The organism is Enterobacter sp. MGH 16 (genome assembly GCF_000493175.1).
Lineage (GTDB): Bacteria > Pseudomonadota > Gammaproteobacteria > Enterobacterales > Enterobacteriaceae > Enterobacter > Enterobacter roggenkampii.
The window spans coordinates 44,231-60,321 of sequence record NZ_KI535695.1; the positions used below are offsets into that span (position 1 = coordinate 44,231).

At 45.8% G+C, this 16,091-nt stretch carries 16 protein-coding genes and 3 pseudogenes; 13 read left to right on the top strand and 6 right to left on the bottom strand.

Annotated elements, in window-relative coordinates; all coding sequences use genetic code 11:
- Positions 1–158: 158 nt before the first annotated feature.
- On the bottom strand, positions 159–3,281 hold the full coding sequence (locus L362_RS24510; protein ID WP_023343424.1) for a hypothetical protein: 3,123 nt from the start codon (positions 3,279–3,281) through the stop codon (positions 159–161).
- Between the two features lie 259 nt (positions 3,282–3,540).
- On the opposite strand from L362_RS24510, the gene vapB reads away from it, so the two are divergent.
- The 4 genes from vapB (at position 3,541) to L362_RS22420 (ending at position 4,744) form a co-directional block, all read left to right on the top strand.
- Entirely contained in the window at positions 3,541–3,771 is a 231-nt protein-coding gene (gene vapB / locus L362_RS22435; protein WP_023343425.1) for a type II toxin-antitoxin system VapB family antitoxin, read from the top strand.
- Complete coding sequence (locus L362_RS22430; protein WP_032637580.1) at positions 3,768–4,178, top strand: PIN domain-containing protein; 411 nt, start codon at positions 3,768–3,770, stop codon at positions 4,176–4,178. Before vapB ends, L362_RS22430 begins: the two co-directional genes overlap by 4 nt.
- A gap of 38 nt (positions 4,179–4,216) precedes the next feature.
- Positions 4,217–4,426 carry a hypothetical protein gene (locus L362_RS22425; protein WP_023343427.1) on the top strand — a complete coding sequence of 70 codons (210 nt, stop codon included), beginning with the start codon at positions 4,217–4,219 and terminating at the stop codon, positions 4,424–4,426.
- A 63-nt stretch (positions 4,427–4,489) separates the two neighbouring features.
- Entirely contained in the window at positions 4,490–4,744 is a 255-nt protein-coding gene (locus L362_RS22420; protein ID WP_023343428.1) for a hypothetical protein, read from the top strand.
- Between the two features lie 147 nt (positions 4,745–4,891).
- Here the strand turns inward: L362_RS22420 and L362_RS24515 are convergent, their stop codons facing one another.
- On the bottom strand, positions 4,892–5,065 hold the full coding sequence (locus L362_RS24515; protein ID WP_023343429.1) for a hypothetical protein: 174 nt from the start codon (positions 5,063–5,065) through the stop codon (positions 4,892–4,894).
- A 398-nt stretch (positions 5,066–5,463) separates the two neighbouring features.
- Here L362_RS24515 and L362_RS22415 point away from each other — a divergent pair, with 398 nt between their 5' ends.
- Genes L362_RS22415 through L362_RS22395 form a run of 5 tightly spaced genes read left to right on the top strand, consistent with a single transcriptional unit; the run spans position 5,464 to position 10,852 of the window.
- A complete protein-coding gene (locus L362_RS22415) occupies positions 5,464–6,573 on the top strand; it encodes an arginase family protein (RefSeq protein ID WP_023343430.1) in 1,110 nt (369 codons plus the stop codon).
- 17 nt (positions 6,574–6,590) lie between these two features.
- On the top strand, positions 6,591–7,760 hold the full coding sequence (locus tag L362_RS22410; protein WP_023343431.1) for a JmjC domain-containing protein: 1,170 nt from the start codon (positions 6,591–6,593) through the stop codon (positions 7,758–7,760).
- Complete coding sequence (locus L362_RS22405) at positions 7,757–8,707, top strand: JmjC domain-containing protein (RefSeq protein WP_023343432.1); 951 nt, start codon at positions 7,757–7,759, stop codon at positions 8,705–8,707. Before L362_RS22410 ends, L362_RS22405 begins: the two co-directional genes overlap by 4 nt.
- Complete coding sequence (locus L362_RS22400; RefSeq protein ID WP_023343433.1) at positions 8,707–9,609, top strand: GNAT family N-acetyltransferase; 903 nt, start codon at positions 8,707–8,709, stop codon at positions 9,607–9,609. Before L362_RS22405 ends, L362_RS22400 begins: the two co-directional genes overlap by 1 nt.
- Positions 9,602–10,852 carry an MFS transporter gene (locus L362_RS22395; RefSeq protein ID WP_023343434.1) on the top strand — a complete coding sequence of 417 codons (1,251 nt, stop codon included), beginning with the start codon at positions 9,602–9,604 and terminating at the stop codon, positions 10,850–10,852. Before L362_RS22400 ends, L362_RS22395 begins: the two co-directional genes overlap by 8 nt.
- A gap of 104 nt (positions 10,853–10,956) precedes the next feature.
- Here L362_RS22395 and L362_RS22390 read toward each other — a convergent pair.
- Positions 10,957–11,442 (bottom strand): annotated as a pseudogene (locus L362_RS22390) (carboxymuconolactone decarboxylase family protein); the annotation flags it as partial.
- A 6-nt stretch (positions 11,443–11,448) separates the two neighbouring features.
- Here L362_RS22390 and L362_RS0122660 point away from each other — a divergent pair.
- Positions 11,449–11,697: pseudogene (locus L362_RS0122660) on the top strand (DUF1062 domain-containing protein); the annotation flags it as partial.
- 191 nt (positions 11,698–11,888) lie between these two features.
- Here L362_RS0122660 and L362_RS23525 read toward each other — a convergent pair.
- The 3 genes and pseudogenes from L362_RS23525 to L362_RS23395 form a co-directional block, all read right to left on the bottom strand.
- Positions 11,889–12,284, bottom strand: a pseudogene (locus L362_RS23525) (putative zinc ribbon protein).
- A 184-nt stretch (positions 12,285–12,468) separates the two neighbouring features.
- Positions 12,469–12,948 carry a hypothetical protein gene (locus tag L362_RS22385; protein WP_023343436.1) on the bottom strand — a complete coding sequence of 160 codons (480 nt, stop codon included), beginning with the start codon at positions 12,946–12,948 and terminating at the stop codon, positions 12,469–12,471.
- Entirely contained in the window at positions 12,945–13,814 is an 870-nt protein-coding gene (locus tag L362_RS23395; RefSeq protein ID WP_023343437.1) for a winged helix-turn-helix domain-containing protein, read from the bottom strand. Before L362_RS23395 ends, L362_RS22385 begins: the two co-directional genes overlap by 4 nt.
- 643 nt (positions 13,815–14,457) lie before the next feature.
- Here L362_RS23395 and L362_RS22380 point away from each other — a divergent pair.
- From L362_RS22380 to L362_RS22375, 3 genes are all read left to right on the top strand, one after another.
- Positions 14,458–14,892: a hypothetical protein gene (locus L362_RS22380; RefSeq protein ID WP_023343438.1), complete on the top strand. Its 435-nt coding sequence runs from the start codon at positions 14,458–14,460 to the stop codon at positions 14,890–14,892.
- Complete coding sequence (locus L362_RS24520) at positions 14,846–15,454, top strand: hypothetical protein (RefSeq protein WP_023343439.1); 609 nt, start codon at positions 14,846–14,848, stop codon at positions 15,452–15,454. Before L362_RS22380 ends, L362_RS24520 begins: the two co-directional genes overlap by 47 nt.
- 61 nt (positions 15,455–15,515) lie before the next feature.
- A complete protein-coding gene (locus tag L362_RS22375; RefSeq protein WP_023343440.1) occupies positions 15,516–16,058 on the top strand; it encodes a fimbrial protein in 543 nt (180 codons plus the stop codon).
- Positions 16,059–16,091: the final 33 nt, after the last annotated feature.

Below are 16,091 nucleotides of genomic sequence, written 5' to 3' on the forward strand. Positions count from 1 at the left end.
AGAGTAAAAGAGAGATTATTGCCTTAATAACACAAAAATTGGAGGATTGTTGCGAAGAGCGGATTATTGCCTGAAAATTAATTATAGAAATGTAAGTGTGAAAAATGAGCAATAATATTGTCTGAGCGGGAATTATGTGTCCCGCTCAGACAGATTTATCAGAGATGTTCGAACCGGGCCACCACAGCACCGTTGATTTCCAGCATCTGATGCCAGGTGGTGGTCACCGAACCGGTCAGGGGATCTTCACTGTCCGTCTGCCACGATGAACTGAACAGCAGACCATCAGGATCTCTTCGCAGATGGAGGTTAACGAAGATACTGTTCCTGACGAGCAGGGAATAGCATCCTTCATAGCCCCACACCTGGTAGACAACACAGCCGTTGATTCTGACCGGCATCAGGCCGTTGCGGGGTGACGTCAGGTCCACCGTGACCCCCAGCTCTGCATGTCTGTCAGCGTGGTGGGTCAGTTCACGCAGCTCGCTCCCCAGGCGGGTTCCGAAGAAAATAAGCGTATAGCCGTCCTTGTCGGCAGTCATCTCCCTGACATGCTGCAGCAGTTCGTCCACGTTGCGGACGTTTTCGGTCCGCTGCGGCGGCAGATGGCTCAGGATGCGGTAAACGTCATGAAGCAGATAATTTTTGACTTCCTGGAGTGGTGTCAACTCGCCGTAAATATTGCTGTTAATGCCCCTTGCAATGATATTTTTGGGCATGGTTCCGCAAACTGACCTGGCCTCCCATGCCTTTTCCACGGTCTCTATGCTGCTGTAGGAAAAACGGGAAAGCAGGGCATCCTGAGCAAGCATGTAGGGCAGCCCGTGAGTGAGAGTCAGATCGGTATTTCTGAGACGTTCTGTATCAACTTCAGCATGAATAAGTTCATCCTGCATACTCTGACTGAACGCCAGAATATAGGCATCAAGCGTTGTATTGAAAGCCGTTATCTTCGCTTTAAAATCTTTCTCCGGCATTAAATACCCGTCAGAGGAGGCATCTTCACGACGCTTCATTCCATTGAGATGATTGATAATTTGCTGCTTTGTATAATACGTGAAGATATTCTCATTCAGCGCATCCTGTACACGCCTGCTGACAGCCAGAGGCCCAGCGGAAAGATAAAAAGCAATATCTGCGTAACTGCCGTAAATATTCCTGACATCTTCATAGGTACCCATATAAATACGACCGGCAATGGTTTCGGTATCATTGAATGCCGAAAACGCTCTTATGAGTCCGGTCAGTATCCCGTACCAGCCTTCTTCACGGATATTATTAAGGTGTTCCAGCCTGATTATGCTGTCAATAATATCAGTGGCTGACTTGAACGAAAACGTCAGGCGATCGTGTGCACCAGTGGGATAGACAAGGTCTGAATTTAGAAGTCGCCTGACAACGTCTTTCAGGGGCACATTCTTTTTCTGCCTGATATGAGAAAGAATATAACCGGCTGTCAGCAGACGCACGTCAGCGTGAGCGTTATAAAACACTGTCGCCAGCGTTTTGCTGGCTGAATATTCCTGGCCCCGTAATACAGCCTGCCAGTCAGAACCGTCAGGCTTCTGCGTTAATAAGGCTGGCGTGAATAAAAAACTGTGCCACCGGTAATACTCAAAATGCTCTTCAAAGTTGTTCCGTCCGTACCAGAGCAACAGCATATCTGAGCTGTGTTCTGAGGCAAAACGGTCATCTTTCATGACTGCTGTTATGACAGTCTGAGCGGTATGAAAAAGATGAGCCAGAAGGCAGTTACGATCGCTGTCAGATTGTTCTCCGGCCCGGTTCTGAAGACGTCGCCACATGTACCAGCTTTCCCATTCACCGATGAAGTCCTTGACAAGCTCGCGGTGACGCAGCTCCTGAGCGACAGTTAGATTATCACCATACCCAGATTTCCAGTCAGTCAGCGCATGCCACACGTGGAAAAGAGACGTAATATATTGCTCAAAATCACTCAACTGCGGGCTGTCAGAGTCCCGGTATACTGAGAACGGGATGGTCATTACATGACGAAAATATTCACCCGTGGTTTCCAGCGACTTTACCGTTGTATGGCTGAAAGCATAAAAATCCCGGTGGAAAGACTGGCTGAATGTCAGCATAAATCCCGTGTCACCGCATTCATCAAGATAATTACCGTCTGCATACCGGAAACTTTTTTTCAGCGTTGTGTAGGTTTCAACCAGCCTGTCTGCGGCACTGATGAAAGAACTGATATTTCCGTCTTCAAGGGCATCGTAGGCCTCACCGTAAAAATCGCGGGTAATATACCGGTATTCTTTCCAGTTTCTTTGGGGGCCTCTGATAAAGCATCTTCTCAAAAGAAATGGCCAGCCTCGCGGGAAATTGACATCAGAAGATGCAATTAGCGTTATGGTATCCTGCTTACGGCCGAGCGAAGGAAGTAAAATAAGTTCACCATTACTGTTTTTAACAGGCCGGAGAAATCGCAAAAGAAAACTGAGTGGTTGCAGCCGGACATCCGTTATGTCCTTTCCTTCACCGACATAGTAAGGCAGTAACTGCATCTTTTCTTCACCTGAAACATACCAGCGCAGGATCTCAATACCTTTAATGTGATTTTTATCAATATAGTTGCCCGGATACCGGAGCCATGTATTTATCAGTGAGCGTAAAATAAAGTTTTCCACAATCTCTGACTGAAAGTACTTCAGCATAAGGCGATTTCGCTTTTTATCGTCCAGAATGTTCAGGCTTGATATAAAAAACCATATAGACAGCCCGAGATTGAACAGCATCCAGATCAGGGCCGTAATGGCAAAGGCGGTCGTCCGGTATTTATCGCCTGCTGATGAAAACAATCCGCCAATCACGATAAATGCGGCTAATGACAGTCCGCTGAGACCCGCAAACATGTAACCTGAATGCAGCTGATAAGCTGACTGAATATGTATCCGGGACGATTTTTTCTGAAAGAGCACGCTGATAAGACCCACAACCAGTGGAAAAACGATCCCGATAATCGTCAACTGCGCGCCCAGCAGGTTCGACATCCATGCCGGTAGTACCGTGACGCCTTTCAGATAGGTAACGGCAAAAGAATGAAATACGGGACGAAAATATTCTGCAGCAATGACTGCACCAGCGGCCGCAGTCCAGAGAAACAGCATAGCCCTCAGATAATGCGTGGAGCAGTAGACCTGTGCCCTCTCAGGCAGGCTCCAGCGATGTCGTTTATACACCGTATTGTTCTGAAGGTTTTGTTTGAGTTCGGCTCGTACTTTAGCTGAAAGGAGTGTGAGGAATTTGCCCGACATAGCTTTCCTGATAGGTGAGTGATCAACCTCTTCATCATACGTCCTGCAAGCAGAGTATTTCTTTAAAAATCTCAATCTTGCATTCTTCCGGTCAGCCCAGAGGGCAGATCCGGAACTACCTTTTTTCGGATCTGCGCTGGAAAAGTGAGAAACCTGTATAGGCTGAACATCTGCCTATACTGAACATATGCACACACTCGGTGCAATCAACCTCATTCCGGATATGCATCACATATCCGCACTTACCCGGGAGAAAATCATGAGAACCGTATCCATTTTTAAAAACGGCAATAACCGCGCCATTCGCCTGCCCCGCGATCTGGATTTTGAGGGGGTGAGCGAGCTGGAGATCGTCCGGGAAGGGGACAGCATCATCCTGCGTCCCGTCCGGCCGACCTGGGGCTCGTTCGCGCAGATGGAAAAAGCAGACCCGGAATTTATGGCGGAGCGCGAGGATATTGTCAGCGACGAAGGACGGGTTAACCTGTGAACAGGATCTATATGCTCGACACGAACATTAGCTCGTTCATCATGCGCGAGCAGCCGGAAGCGTTGCTGAAGCGCCTGGAGCAGGCGGTGCTGCACGGCAATCGCATAGTGGTCTCGGCCATCACCTGGTCTGAGATTTCATTCGCCGCCCGGGCTGCAGGGCCGGTCACGCAGCAGCTGGCTGAAGCGTTCTGCGCCCGCCTCGATGCCATCCTGCCCTGGGATCGAACTGCGGTGGACGCCACCACGGAGATTGAGCTGGCACTGCGCCTCGCCGGCACGCCAATTGGCCCGAACGATACGGCGATTGCCGGGCATGCCATTGCGGCCGGCGCGGTCCTGGTGACGAATAATACAAGAGAGTTTGCGCGGGTGCCGGGTCTGGTAGTGGAAGACTGGGTAAAATAATCCCGAAAAAAACTCCGATACGGAGACGACAGACATGAATGCTGAACACACGGACTACGGCTGGCTTTTCAGTAAACCGGCTGCAGAAATTTCCGGAGGAGCTTAAACGCGCCGTTATCCAGATTTTGCTGGCGCGGATTGACCGCGATACGGCAGAGAAAAAAATGGCCGAATTAATACAGAATCTTGAGTTTGATATCACCGCTGCCGAACTGTCAGCGTATCCTTTTAAACCGGGCCATGCCTGACTGCTTACCTGGTACTATTAATACAAAGTGAATCTGAAACTGATATCGCCTGAGGGGAGCATCATGACGGGAACAGGAATTAACACGGTGCATATCGGCGGTGAAGTGAAGCATATCACCGAGCTCGATGCGCCAACACTCATGCATGAATGGTCAAGGCTGAAAAAAGAGAATGCTGACCTGTATGACTATAACCGTCAGGTTAACCGGGGCTGGCACGGCTTTATTCTGCGCCTGATGGGTATCCATTTGCCTGACAACGACTGTGTTCGTCTTCAGGGCATTAATGTCAGAAAAGAATCCATCTATCCCGACTGAAGCCAATGCTTCACATTGATACCTGGAATAGGGTGAACGCACATTGCAATGGTAAATTAATAAATGCTTTTCCCGGTCAGGCCTGGCTTATTTTCAGAAATGCCTGATAAACATGCAGCAGCCCGGAGGCTGCTGCATGTTTATTCATCAGTGACCAGTATCGCGGCGATCACGTCCTAATCCACCACCGCCGATATCGATATGATTATCACTGTCTTTTTTTACTTCCACAATGACATCATCGTGGCTGAAAGCTGACAGGTCAGCCGCGATCTTACTCAAATTATCTTTTTGTGACTCACCATATTTATTCAAGGACATATATACCTCCAATATTTAAAGTTGGTCAAACAGCCAGTAACGTCTGGCAGAATAATTCTTGTATTGAACCTGAAGGAAGTCAACTCATAAACTTGTGAATAAAATTTCTTTTACATCAAAAAAAACACTGTAAAGAAAATTTCTTTTCTTATCAATTGAATACAAAGATATGCAGCCCCGGAAATTTTATGCCCTCATTTTTAATAGTTGACATGATTTAATTAAATCTATGCTGCTAGATTTGAACCATTGCCGGGCGGGGGGGGAGGGGGTATATTTTACCAGAGAAATCATATTGTTATTGGCTAATTTTTAAAAAAAGTGATTCTTCTGAAAAAAGCATGTTGAAAATCCCTGGATATGAGTTAATTATTTTGTATTCATGGGGAGGGTGAAATATGCATGAAGATGATGTTGTTATAAACAGAAATACGGCCATCACCGAAGAAGGTGGTAAAGTTGAGCTCATGCTTAATCAAAGAAGGGTCAGTGTGGCGGTCAGCGGTAAGCTTTATCAGCTTGTAATAAAAATAACAGAACAGGATATCAGCCTCAAAGATTTGCTTTCTACAGACAATGCGCAGCTTAAAGAAATCGCTTCGCTTTTGTACTTTTACGACATACTAGTCTCCCGGAAAGATGATGAGTTATTAAAAGACGGCATTTTGTATAACCCTGCGCGAATGCAGAAGGTGGCATTATCCATACCTGACACCCCTCAGGAGCAGTGGTGCTTTTTTGGTGCACCGGCAGATTTCGCATTAGATCCCCCCAGATCGCCGGCTCATGGCCCCTACATATACCGTAAATTAGGACAAAACCACGCTGAAATGAGGGATATTGGCGACATCGCTTATAATACAACTGATAATATATACAGCTTCGGAAAGAAAATTCAGCATGTTGTCGGCAAAATCAGAGCGAAAAACAATAAAGCGATGATGTTCGGTGGCGATCACTCGCTGACTTATTTTGCAGTGGCAGAGATCGCGCGGTTTATCCCTGAACTCGTGCTGATACAACTGGATGCGCATTCGGATATCAATACAAGCACGGATAAGTTAAACGCCCCTCTTTACCATGCAAATTTTGTTTCAAGACTCATTGCTGATAATGCAATCAGGTCAGTGATACAGATTGGTGTCAGAGAGAAAACAATCAGATATCCAATGGATTACCTTGTGTCTTCGTCCATTAATCAGTTTAGTGCAGTAATGAGTGCCGACGATAAAATAAGGCTTGCGTCGTTAATCAAGGGGAAAAATGTCTATATAAGTTTTGATGCAGACGTGCTGGATCCTGATGTTTTTCCGCATGTCACGACGCCACTGGATGAAGGGATGAATGAGGAAAATATAACGGATGTTCTGAGCCTGATTAAGAATTCATGCCTTTCCGTCGTGGGTGCCGATATCATGGAATGCACATGTGGTTTTGATAAAAAAGGGAACCCGTTTAACCATGAAATGCCCTTGCTGGATAAAATAATTTCTCTCATTATCAGCTGATCAATCAGGAGGTAAAGATGTGTGTAAGCATGTTAACCGGTCATCTGACAGAATTTAATATTGATGTATTCTATCATCAGTCGGGAGTCCTGACCGATCCTGGCGCGCTGCTTGCCGATATAGAGCATATTATCCGTAAAAGAAGAAGTATTTCAGAAAGCCTGCTCAATGCCCGTGTATTTATTAATAATGGCACGCGGGATGACTTTGGTTACAGCGTGTCGAATCATCCCCCTCGCGAAGACGAGAGTCTCAGTGAATGGCTTGAGAGAATAACCTGTGCCTCCAGCTTTTGCGCCGTTATTAACGGGCTGAACGGATGGTCCGATTCTCTGGCTCAGAAGATTAACCAGGATTTCAATAAAGAATGGGTAAAAAAATACGGTATTCCGAGTCAGGGGATTGATGTTTACAGCTTCATGGGGCGATACAGCCTGACACCTTTTGGTATTCACAAAGATCAGGAGCATACGTTTCTTTATCACCTCGGCCCCGGAATCAAAAAAGCTTGGGTCTGGGATCCGTCCATAAAAGACATTGCGCCGATTGTGAAGTCTGACTCCTTTAATCTGAAGGAAACTCTCTCTTGGGCGACGGAGGTCACTCTGCACCCGGGGGATGCATTGTTTATTCCTCAGAACTGGTATCATGTTCTGGAAAACCCGGAATTTTCTGTCACGCTGGGTATTGCTCCTTATGAAATGAAAAGGTCACAATTACTGACTTCCTTTTTGTCAGATTTCTTGGATGTCTATAATAACGAGGATCCGTATATTACACTACCTCTGATGGCTGAAGCTGACGTTGAGGATATTATTACAGCCGTTATCCCTCCTGACTCAGGAAAAAGAAGACTTGATGATATTGCACAGAAAGGTCTGGCACGGATTATAAGCCGGCTGAAAAGTAATAGTTTTTTCAAATATACTTCTCCCCCCCGAATAACCGGTAACAGGTCTTATCAATATCATGGTGACATCGTCTTCGGGGAAACGGAAGCCGGCTCAACGCGGATATACCTTCGTGGAAAAGATTTTTTAGTCAAAAATGAAATAGCGGACAAGATGTTTGATCTTAAAAATGAGATGGCCAGGCATGGCTTCAGCTATGAATTCAGTGATACTGACACTGAAGATGTTTTCACTCAGGTAATCACGCAACTGATCCGCACCGGAGTGCTGGTATGATTACCTATCCGATGAAAGAGCTGATGACTCTGCTGACAGACACTGAACCTTTTAAAAAGGAGTTCGTATTGTCAGAGGGAAATGCCTCCTTCTCAGAGGCTTTATTTAGTTACACACTTCACCATCTTTTTCGCGGGATCCGTCATCCTGAAAAAGACATCAAATTGCTCTGCTGTGGTGATGTCTACTATCCTGCCAGTGAGACGTGTACTGGCGGAATACTGGGATTTTACACGATGGCCCTTATGCTGCTGCGTAAGCGGACAATCGTATTCAACCACCTCGAGAAAAGGATGCCGGATTACTTTTCTCTGTACACTTATCTGGCTGATAAAAAAGGGATCCTTTCGCATTACAATATTTACTGGTCGCCCGCTGATAGCACCGGTGCCGGTGCGCATACCGATGACCACGATGTGGTCATCGTGCAGCTCGCGGGTAAGAAAAAATGGAAGTTTGAACACGAAGACATCACGCTAAAAGCAGGCGATATTCTCTTCGTCCGGAAAGGGACGCTTCATAATCCGGTAACGGAAGACGGACACCAGTCGCTGCACCTGACGGTGGGGCTCGTTTACGAAGTCTCCTCTTTCCCTGTTTTCCCTGAACCCGCGTGTGTGGAAGATCTCGCCGGCGATATCTCAGCGGTGGAATTTTTCCGGAGTATGGGCAATCTGCTCGGGGGAACTGAACCGGTATTGCATACGGGTCTGGATGTTTTACCGGATGAGGGGGATTCTTACATCCGGTTCACTTATAAGGAAAATGTCCTTGAATTAACGAAAGAAGTCTTTCTTCACATTTTTGAACGCCGGAGCCTCAACACTTTCTCTGCACGGCCCGGTGCTGACAGAAAAGACGTCATCAACCTCATTCTTTCTTTCTATAAAACAGGTATCCCCGTGGAGATTGGGTCGGCCCCCGTTGAAATAAAAGGAACAAGTTAATGCTTGATTATATGCTTGAGCAGTTCAGCAGGCTGCCTGTTGACTCTTGGTTACTCAGGAACGGCATGAAAGACTATATTGATGAACAGCTGCTCTGGTGTGAGGACAGCAATTTTTCATCAAATTTCCCTTTCCGGGAAACCGGTCTGCCTCAGGATTTTTTTCTTCAGAAAATCATTTCCTGCGACGGTAATGACTATCTCACCGGACCAAGATACAGAGGCGGCGATTTGAAGAAGCCGTTCATTGATCTGGTCGCCAGCTCTGCTCCTCTGACCCGGCGGGCAATGGCCTCAATACTGGACTTATGGCATCCCATGGGCGCACGTTCAGTCCGCGTTCTCCGACCCGTGTCTGAGGATACGCGTGGTCGTGCCGATCAGTTTTTCTATGTCGGCGGCAGCATGGATGAAAAAAAAGAAGCTGTTATCAGCGGCTATACTGTCCGCATTGAGCGTGCCAGCCAGGAGTCAGCTGAGTGGTGCCTTCAGGCTCTGGAACTTGCCTATGCCGGGACATATTCCCGCTATCCTTTCCTGAAGGATAAGGTGTTTCCCGCAGATGAAGAAGACATTCGCGATGCCATTAAGGACGGAAACCTGTTCATCATCGTTTATGAGGAGGCGCGGGCCGGGTTTATCATCTGTGATAACGCGCGCCGGGCTTTTATATCCGGACTGTGGATCACCGAGGAGATCGTTATTCCGCGCTTTCGCGGAAAGCATGTTGCGGGTGCCGCTCAACAGGCCTTACTTTCTTTTCTCAGCCCCCCCCGCACACCGGCATCGCTATGGGGAACCATCGAAAGCAGTAACCTTCCTTCAATACGCGCCGCTGAGCATGCCGGGAGAAAGCGGGTGATGGAGTATGCTTTTCTGTATGGGGAAGATGTGCATGATTAAGAGCTACCGGCAGCTTACGCTGTGTCTTTTCATTCTGTTGTCCACATTCGGCTTCTGCCTTTATCTGGGTTTTTTTTCCTTCTACCTGGTTAAAATAAAAACTGACCCGCTTGTTATTTCAGTGCTGATAGGTTCAACTGCGCTGTCAAGCCTGGTGTGGGGGCCTCTGGCCGGGCGGCTCATCGATCGGAGCCGTCACCGGTTCTTCTGGCTGATGACTGCGCAGGCGTGTTGTGGCTTTCTGGTTTTCGCTTTCGGAAATCAGTCGCATTTCAGGCCCGTCGTCACACCAGTACTGGTTATATCCCTTTCCCTCACCGTAAATTTTGCGACGATTATCGTTAATCAGTATCTGCTGCCTGAACTTCACAGGGATTATGAAACGAGTGTGGCCGTGGCGTCATATATCAGCGGGATCGCCGTTTTCGTCACCGGATTGGTACTAGCCGCCTTTTATGACCGCTATTCACCCTCCCTGTTTTTCAGTGTGGCCGCAGGCTGTTTCCTCCTTTCGGCCCTTACACTTCTTCCCCTGATCCGCGGTAAGACCTGCGCCGGTCCGGATGAGGCTGTCCCTGAAGCAGAAAAAAGAGACTTCGCCGGTATTTATCGTCAGACCTTCCGGTGTCTTAAACGAAACTGGTTTCTTGCGCTGGCTATGTGCGTGATGGCGTTTACGGAGACGTCGTTTAATACCAATTTTGACGTGATTGCGTTTTCATTAGGTACCACTCCGTTTGCTGCTGTTTTTATTCTGGGAGCAATTAGCGGCGTCCTTGACAGCCTGGCTTCGTGGTTTTATCCCCGCTCGGTGGGGCAAACTACGGTTAACTTCCGGTGGCGTTTTTTTCTGTGCACCTTTTTGTTTATTTTTTCGGGAGCGGCCTTACTTACTTTCTGGGATTATGACAGAAAGCCGTGGTTTCTTCCCTCTCTTGCCCTGTGCCTTGAACTCACGGGTGTATGGTGGTCAATTTTTATTGCCGGTCAGGTCAGGGCTGCAAGTCATGAAGGTGAATATGGCCAGACCATGGCTGCATTCCGTGTTCCGCGTTCAGTGGTGACATTCTTCGGGATGACCACTATAGGTACTGCGTTGCAGTCCGGTGAGATTGCTTGGGTTTTATCTGCTGATACCGCCCTGCTTTTTCTTCTACTTACCCTTAATGTTCATCTGTACTTGAAAAAAAATGCTGAACGCTGCGATATGGAAAAGTCAACTGCGCCAGTGGATTCGGGCTGAGAAGAATCCTGTACCGATAGTACCGGGCCTGACGCTGGAAGACTGGGTTAACTGACGACAGAAAGAAAGCATCAAGGAGGGATGTCCGCTTTTTGCCAAAAGCGGACATTACTGACATAACTGTGAGATGTCTCTGAACGCTGCTTTTCTGCTTCCTGATTGAGAGGAAGCAGGTCCGGAGAAGCTTCAGGAAGTGCATCTGCCGTGACGCCACGAGTTTCAAATACTGCTTTGGTCACGCTGACGGCTGACATTGCATTTGGCCAACCTGAGTAGAACGCCAGATGGGTAATGATTTCTGACAATTCCGCTGGCGTAACGCCATTATCAAGGGCAATGTCTATATAGTGCTTAAGGTCGCCAGGCTGGTTTCTGGCAATTAGCATGGGGACGGTCACCATACTACGATCCCTGGGCGAGAGGGCATCGCGTGTCCACAGATCTTCAGTAATAGCTTCTCGACCAAAGCGCGCAAGAGCCGGTGAGACAGAACGAATATCAGCTTCAGAAATCGCTGAAGGTTCAATTTTCATCATAGCTTTACCTCTTGTTTCCTCAGCATTAGCAAAATCAGAAATAACAAGCGACATGAGCCTGCCGCTCACCAGCGGATCCACGTTAGTGTCAGGATCTCTCGTTCATTTCAGGTAAGTCTGCTGTCGATTTTGAAGCAGCAGCTCATGCTGAGCGCTGGTGAGATTCAGAAAAGGGTGGAAGCAGGGCAGATCGGCGGCGTTACGATGAAGATGCTTAAATCGAGAAAGCTGAAGGCTGGGGATTATAAGTTCCAACGATCTCTGGATGCGTTGTATGCCAGACGAAGGATCACTCTGAAACAACGATGAAAGTAAGAAGCTCACCTTGAGGTTGTTGGTATATAAATATCGAGTTCTTTCAAAATAGCTAACGAAATACCAATGAAAAACTGAGCTTCAGCTTTGAATCACCAATTACCCATATCTGAATAGGCCGCAAAGTAATGTAAGAGAAAAGAAGGCCAAACTTACTCATCTACTCAGGTAACAAGAGCGCTTTGTTAGCAGTACAGCTTAATGCTGTAAATTCCAGAATGGCATTTTTTACAATGCTTGTTACCGATGTAATTTTCTCTACAATGAACGCAGTACCAGTGAGTCGGCGGGCTGGTCGAGATATCGATCGCATAAGTGATCTACCGCAATTTTTTAATACAGGCAGCTTCCTTCTCCAATGGGTCGACCCAGGTGCACTTCATCAGTTTATGGTGAGATATCGAGTGCTGAATGTGCTCAAACCAGGGGCCTTCTTTCTCATCCCCTTTATGTAATTTAAGCCTGCAGCCACAGCTAGCGGATGTAGAGTATCTTGCTTCACCCCCGGCCTTAGCGGCTTCTTTGGGATTAACAAACTGATTACGGTGGGGAGCGTCTTGATTGTGCGGTCGTTTAAGCAGATTACCCCATTATGCTTCTATTGCGGATGCGCCTGAATGTAATACTGGCGTGAAAGTGGCTTTTAATTCGGTGCAAAAAACGGAAACGTATACCCTTGTGATCTACACTGGAACGTATATATTAAGGTACGCCATGAGCTTGATGTGTCCCGCATCTAATTAGATGCGGGAGTGTTCTCAACCGTTACCGCGTCGATTTACAGGTGAAATATATAGCATCTCCGCTGATGAAAACATAATTACCATTGCGCTGTTGGAGTATTTTATAAACGGCAATATTATTTTTCTTGAACATTGAAGTGTTGAGCATGTTAATGAAGTTAGGATCAGCCATAAGCGATGAGGGATTAATCATCGAGGACAACATTTTTACACTATACATCTGCCCCTCTCGAGAACTGGCAAAGCTGGAGTAGATTCTGACGGGAGTTTTTTGTATTCGATTTGTATAATAATCCCCAATTAAAGATAACGTGCCTTTTCCTTTTATCATCGAAATAACGATTGTACTGTTGAGGGAGTTCACCCCCAGAAAAACATCATATCTACTTCGACATGAGATATTATCCAATCTATCAATGGCTGTTTTTTTTGCGAAAAGGAAAAATAAAGTTGCTACGACAATCATGGACACTGAGAGCAAAGTGATATGCGCACGATTCATAGTATACCTCTCAGATAAACCGTATTACATTGTTGATCTTTTTTAGATGAGTCATCTTTTTTACATGCAACCATAATCGTTCTAGGTGGGGAATTATAGATGGTCAGAAACCTGTGGGGGTAGTCCTGACAAGAGAGTATCGGATCGTTTTGATGTGATAGCTCGATTATTTTTGCAATAACGCTATCATTGGGAACGCGGTCGATACTGGCTGGAGTTTTTTTTATCAGGTAAATGCTACAATCCTCAATGTTTTTTAAATAGATAAAATCATCTTTAAACTGATATTCATTGCGCGGAGCGGTAAGCAGTTTTAACGAGTAAAGGGTGGTTGCTATGGCGAGTACTAATAACAGAATATTAAGCCACGACGGTAAAACCAGCACTTGAAACGACTGTGTGTGGCGAGTGATGGGGGCGGCGTCTGTGGTCTCAGTGGTCCTTACATGACTCATTTCATGGAGATGCCCTTGCTTCGCCTGCACAGGATGGTCGTTTTCATCCGTATCAACATCCGCATCTACATCAACAGATAAATGTGTGATGTGATCATTAAAATAAAAACCTTTACGCGGGACGGTGATAATAAAGTCGACCTTTTTATCTGAGAGCTTTCTGAACGCCTGGCGAATAAGCAAAATATTTTGATAAAGCGTATTTGGTAGCGGTTCCTGAGCGGCATCGAACCAGCCTTTATCGTAAAGCTCCTGATGAGTAACTAATCCTTTTTTTGTGAGTAAAGCTTCCAGGCACCTGGAGGTTGGCACGTTCAGACTCACAGCCTCTTTTTGAACACGTGTGTTGATTATCGTGCTTTTCTGCGGATCAAACAAAATCTCATCATCAATGATGAATTTCTTTAACATTTCTCGACCTGCATTTGTTTTTACTGATAAGACAAAATGCGTAGACGGTTTCTCTTGTCCTTCTCGCTTTCGCCATCCTAAAAAATTGTAGACAGTATTTTAGCTTTTCACAATACATCTTCTTTTTCTTTTAAAACAATAAGTTGATCTATTGATCTTCTTATTTGATGTGCTTTTTCTTAATTTTTTTTCAGTAACCGTGCAGGATGTAAGCCAAGCAAGGGGGCAACGGTTAAGATATTTCCTTCTTGTGGGTTAACTAATGGTTACATAAATGTAATGTTACTGTTTTATTAAAAGGTAAATTGTGCTTTCTTTAGCAAAATTTGAAATATTTTCTGAATGGATAAATTGTTATCGATGAGGTGAAGGATAAAGTGTTCAAGTGAACCCTCTCATTGTTTAGAAGAAATGTCTTTGAACTGCTAGTGTGTTGGTGTTTTAGGCTGGCTTTCGAATGAAATATCGCTGCATGTTATTAGTAAAGTCAAAATATTGATATTCATTTTTCTCGGATTGTAATATTTCGTCCTAGTAAAGAACGTCGATTCTAAGAACGATTTCTGGCTATTTTATTTGTCAAATGGATGTGATGATAAACAATTTTATGCGGTACACCTCTCAATCAAAAGGATTAGCGTATATGAAAAATAAAACCTTTGGTTATATGCTGGGCTCAGATTATTTAATAGTTCTGGAGAAGGCGGTTTTAATTCCTTTGGGGGCTAAAAAGAATGCCCCAATACATATTCGTCCGACGATGTTTCGCCTGCTCATTTATTTAATTGAAAATGCGTCAGTGAAGCCTATTCTCGATGACGATATTATGCGTGATGTTTGGGAGAAATATGATCTCAGGGCGTCGAAGGCCAGACTCTGGCAAGTGATGAACGCTATGTGCAAGAAGTTGTTATTAAAAGAGTCTTTTTCAGAGATATTTGTTCGTGTTGAAAATACAGGATACCTTGTAAATGAAAATCAGGTTAGAGCTATTTATACAAACGAACAGTGTATAGAAACAGGAGCATCATATGCTACCGAGCGGTCGTTGTCGGGATATTCTCATCATCGCGGATGATTTTTATTTTAGGCATGGTTTAGAAGCATATATCAATGAGGAGAGAAAAACAAATTCCTCTGTGAATTCAGTATCTGTCACCGAGTTTATTAGATATGCAGGCCCTGAGTCACAGCTCAACGATAAGTTGATAATGCTCAGCGTGAAAGATTCAGCCTTGTTTACTCAGGTGATCGATAAACTGAACGGGCAATACTGGCGAATTATTTTTTTCTTCGATGTTCTACCCTGCGAATCAGGGAGCTACAGATGGGGTTTTACTTCAAAGCGGAATGATACTCGAACGCTGATTGAATTACTCAGAAGTATTGATAACGATGGCCAGATGTTATCGAGAAGGAAAAGACATCATCCTCTGGGTGAATCTGTTGTTCGTTGTTTATGCCATGGTTCGAGTATTTCTGCTATTGCCCGAGAAATGGGGGTGAGTGAAAAAAGCGTCTATCGGGAGAAATTGAGGATGACCAGTAAATATGGACTCAAACATTTAAATTCAATCGGCTTGTTAGTTTGCCGGAATTTATTAGATGTAGCGCAATTCAAAAAAACGGATGCGCTGTAACAAAAACGTGAAAATCATAGATTTTTATCTTAACCAAACCAACTGAAACAAGGAAATAACCATGAGAAAATTGATTATCTCTACCGCAGTTATGATGGCATTCGCTGGCAATGCAATGGCAGCTGACACGGGCACAATTCAATTCACTGGCGCTGTGACTGACACCACCTGTTCTGTAGACATTGGCGGCGCAGGCTCTGACGCAACGGTACAACTGCCAACGGTCTCTGCTACCTCATTAGCCACAGCGGCCAGCGTAGCCGGTAAAACTCAGTTCACTATTAGCCTGAGCGGCTGTACTGGCGCACCTGGTACCGCGAAAGCCTTCTTTGAACCGGGCTCAACTGTGAATACCAATACCGGCCGTCTGCTAAATACTGACACTGCAGGAGCTGGCAACGTGAGCCTGCAGCTGCTGGACGGAACCACAGACACCGCGATTAACGTGGGGGATTACTCCCAGGTCAGTGGTGGTACCGGTTTCGTTGATATCAGCTCTGGCTCTGCTGTTCTCCCATATTTCGTGCAGTACTACGCAGAAGATGACGTTGTGTCTGCAGGTGCCGTTGCCTCTCAGGTGACTTACTCCATTAGCTATCAGTAAACCCATAACCAAGGGGGAGGGCTCCTCCCCCTT

What these genes read in the sequence shown, in the direction of transcription:
- L362_RS22395 (WP_023343434.1), top strand. Translation starts at nt 9,602, where the DNA reads ATGATTAAGAGCTACCGGCAGCTTACGCTGTGTCTTTTCATTCTGTTG.
- vapB (WP_023343425.1), top strand. Translation starts at nt 3,541, where the DNA reads ATGAGAACCGTATCCATTTTTAAAAACGGCAATAACCGCGCCATTCGC.
- L362_RS22410 (WP_023343431.1), top strand. Translation starts at nt 6,591, where the DNA reads ATGTGTGTAAGCATGTTAACCGGTCATCTGACAGAATTTAATATTGAT.
- L362_RS22375 (WP_023343440.1), top strand. Translation starts at nt 15,516, where the DNA reads ATGAGAAAATTGATTATCTCTACCGCAGTTATGATGGCATTCGCTGGC.
- L362_RS23395 (WP_023343437.1), bottom strand. Translation starts at nt 13,814, where the DNA reads ATGTTAAAGAAATTCATCATTGATGATGAGATTTTGTTTGATCCGCAG.
- L362_RS22405 (WP_023343432.1), top strand. Translation starts at nt 7,757, where the DNA reads ATGATTACCTATCCGATGAAAGAGCTGATGACTCTGCTGACAGACACT.
- L362_RS24510 (WP_023343424.1), bottom strand. Translation starts at nt 3,281, where the DNA reads ATGTCGGGCAAATTCCTCACACTCCTTTCAGCTAAAGTACGAGCCGAA.
- L362_RS22380 (WP_023343438.1), top strand. Translation starts at nt 14,458, where the DNA reads ATGAAAAATAAAACCTTTGGTTATATGCTGGGCTCAGATTATTTAATA.
- L362_RS22425 (WP_023343427.1), top strand. Translation starts at nt 4,217, where the DNA reads ATGCTGAACACACGGACTACGGCTGGCTTTTCAGTAAACCGGCTGCAG.
- L362_RS24520 (WP_023343439.1), top strand. Translation starts at nt 14,846, where the DNA reads ATGCTACCGAGCGGTCGTTGTCGGGATATTCTCATCATCGCGGATGAT.
- L362_RS22385 (WP_023343436.1), bottom strand. Translation starts at nt 12,948, where the DNA reads ATGAATCGTGCGCATATCACTTTGCTCTCAGTGTCCATGATTGTCGTA.
- L362_RS24515 (WP_023343429.1), bottom strand. Translation starts at nt 5,065, where the DNA reads ATGTCCTTGAATAAATATGGTGAGTCACAAAAAGATAATTTGAGTAAG.
- L362_RS22400 (WP_023343433.1), top strand. Translation starts at nt 8,707, where the DNA reads ATGCTTGATTATATGCTTGAGCAGTTCAGCAGGCTGCCTGTTGACTCT.
- L362_RS22415 (WP_023343430.1), top strand. Translation starts at nt 5,464, where the DNA reads ATGCATGAAGATGATGTTGTTATAAACAGAAATACGGCCATCACCGAA.
- L362_RS22420 (WP_023343428.1), top strand. Translation starts at nt 4,490, where the DNA reads ATGACGGGAACAGGAATTAACACGGTGCATATCGGCGGTGAAGTGAAG.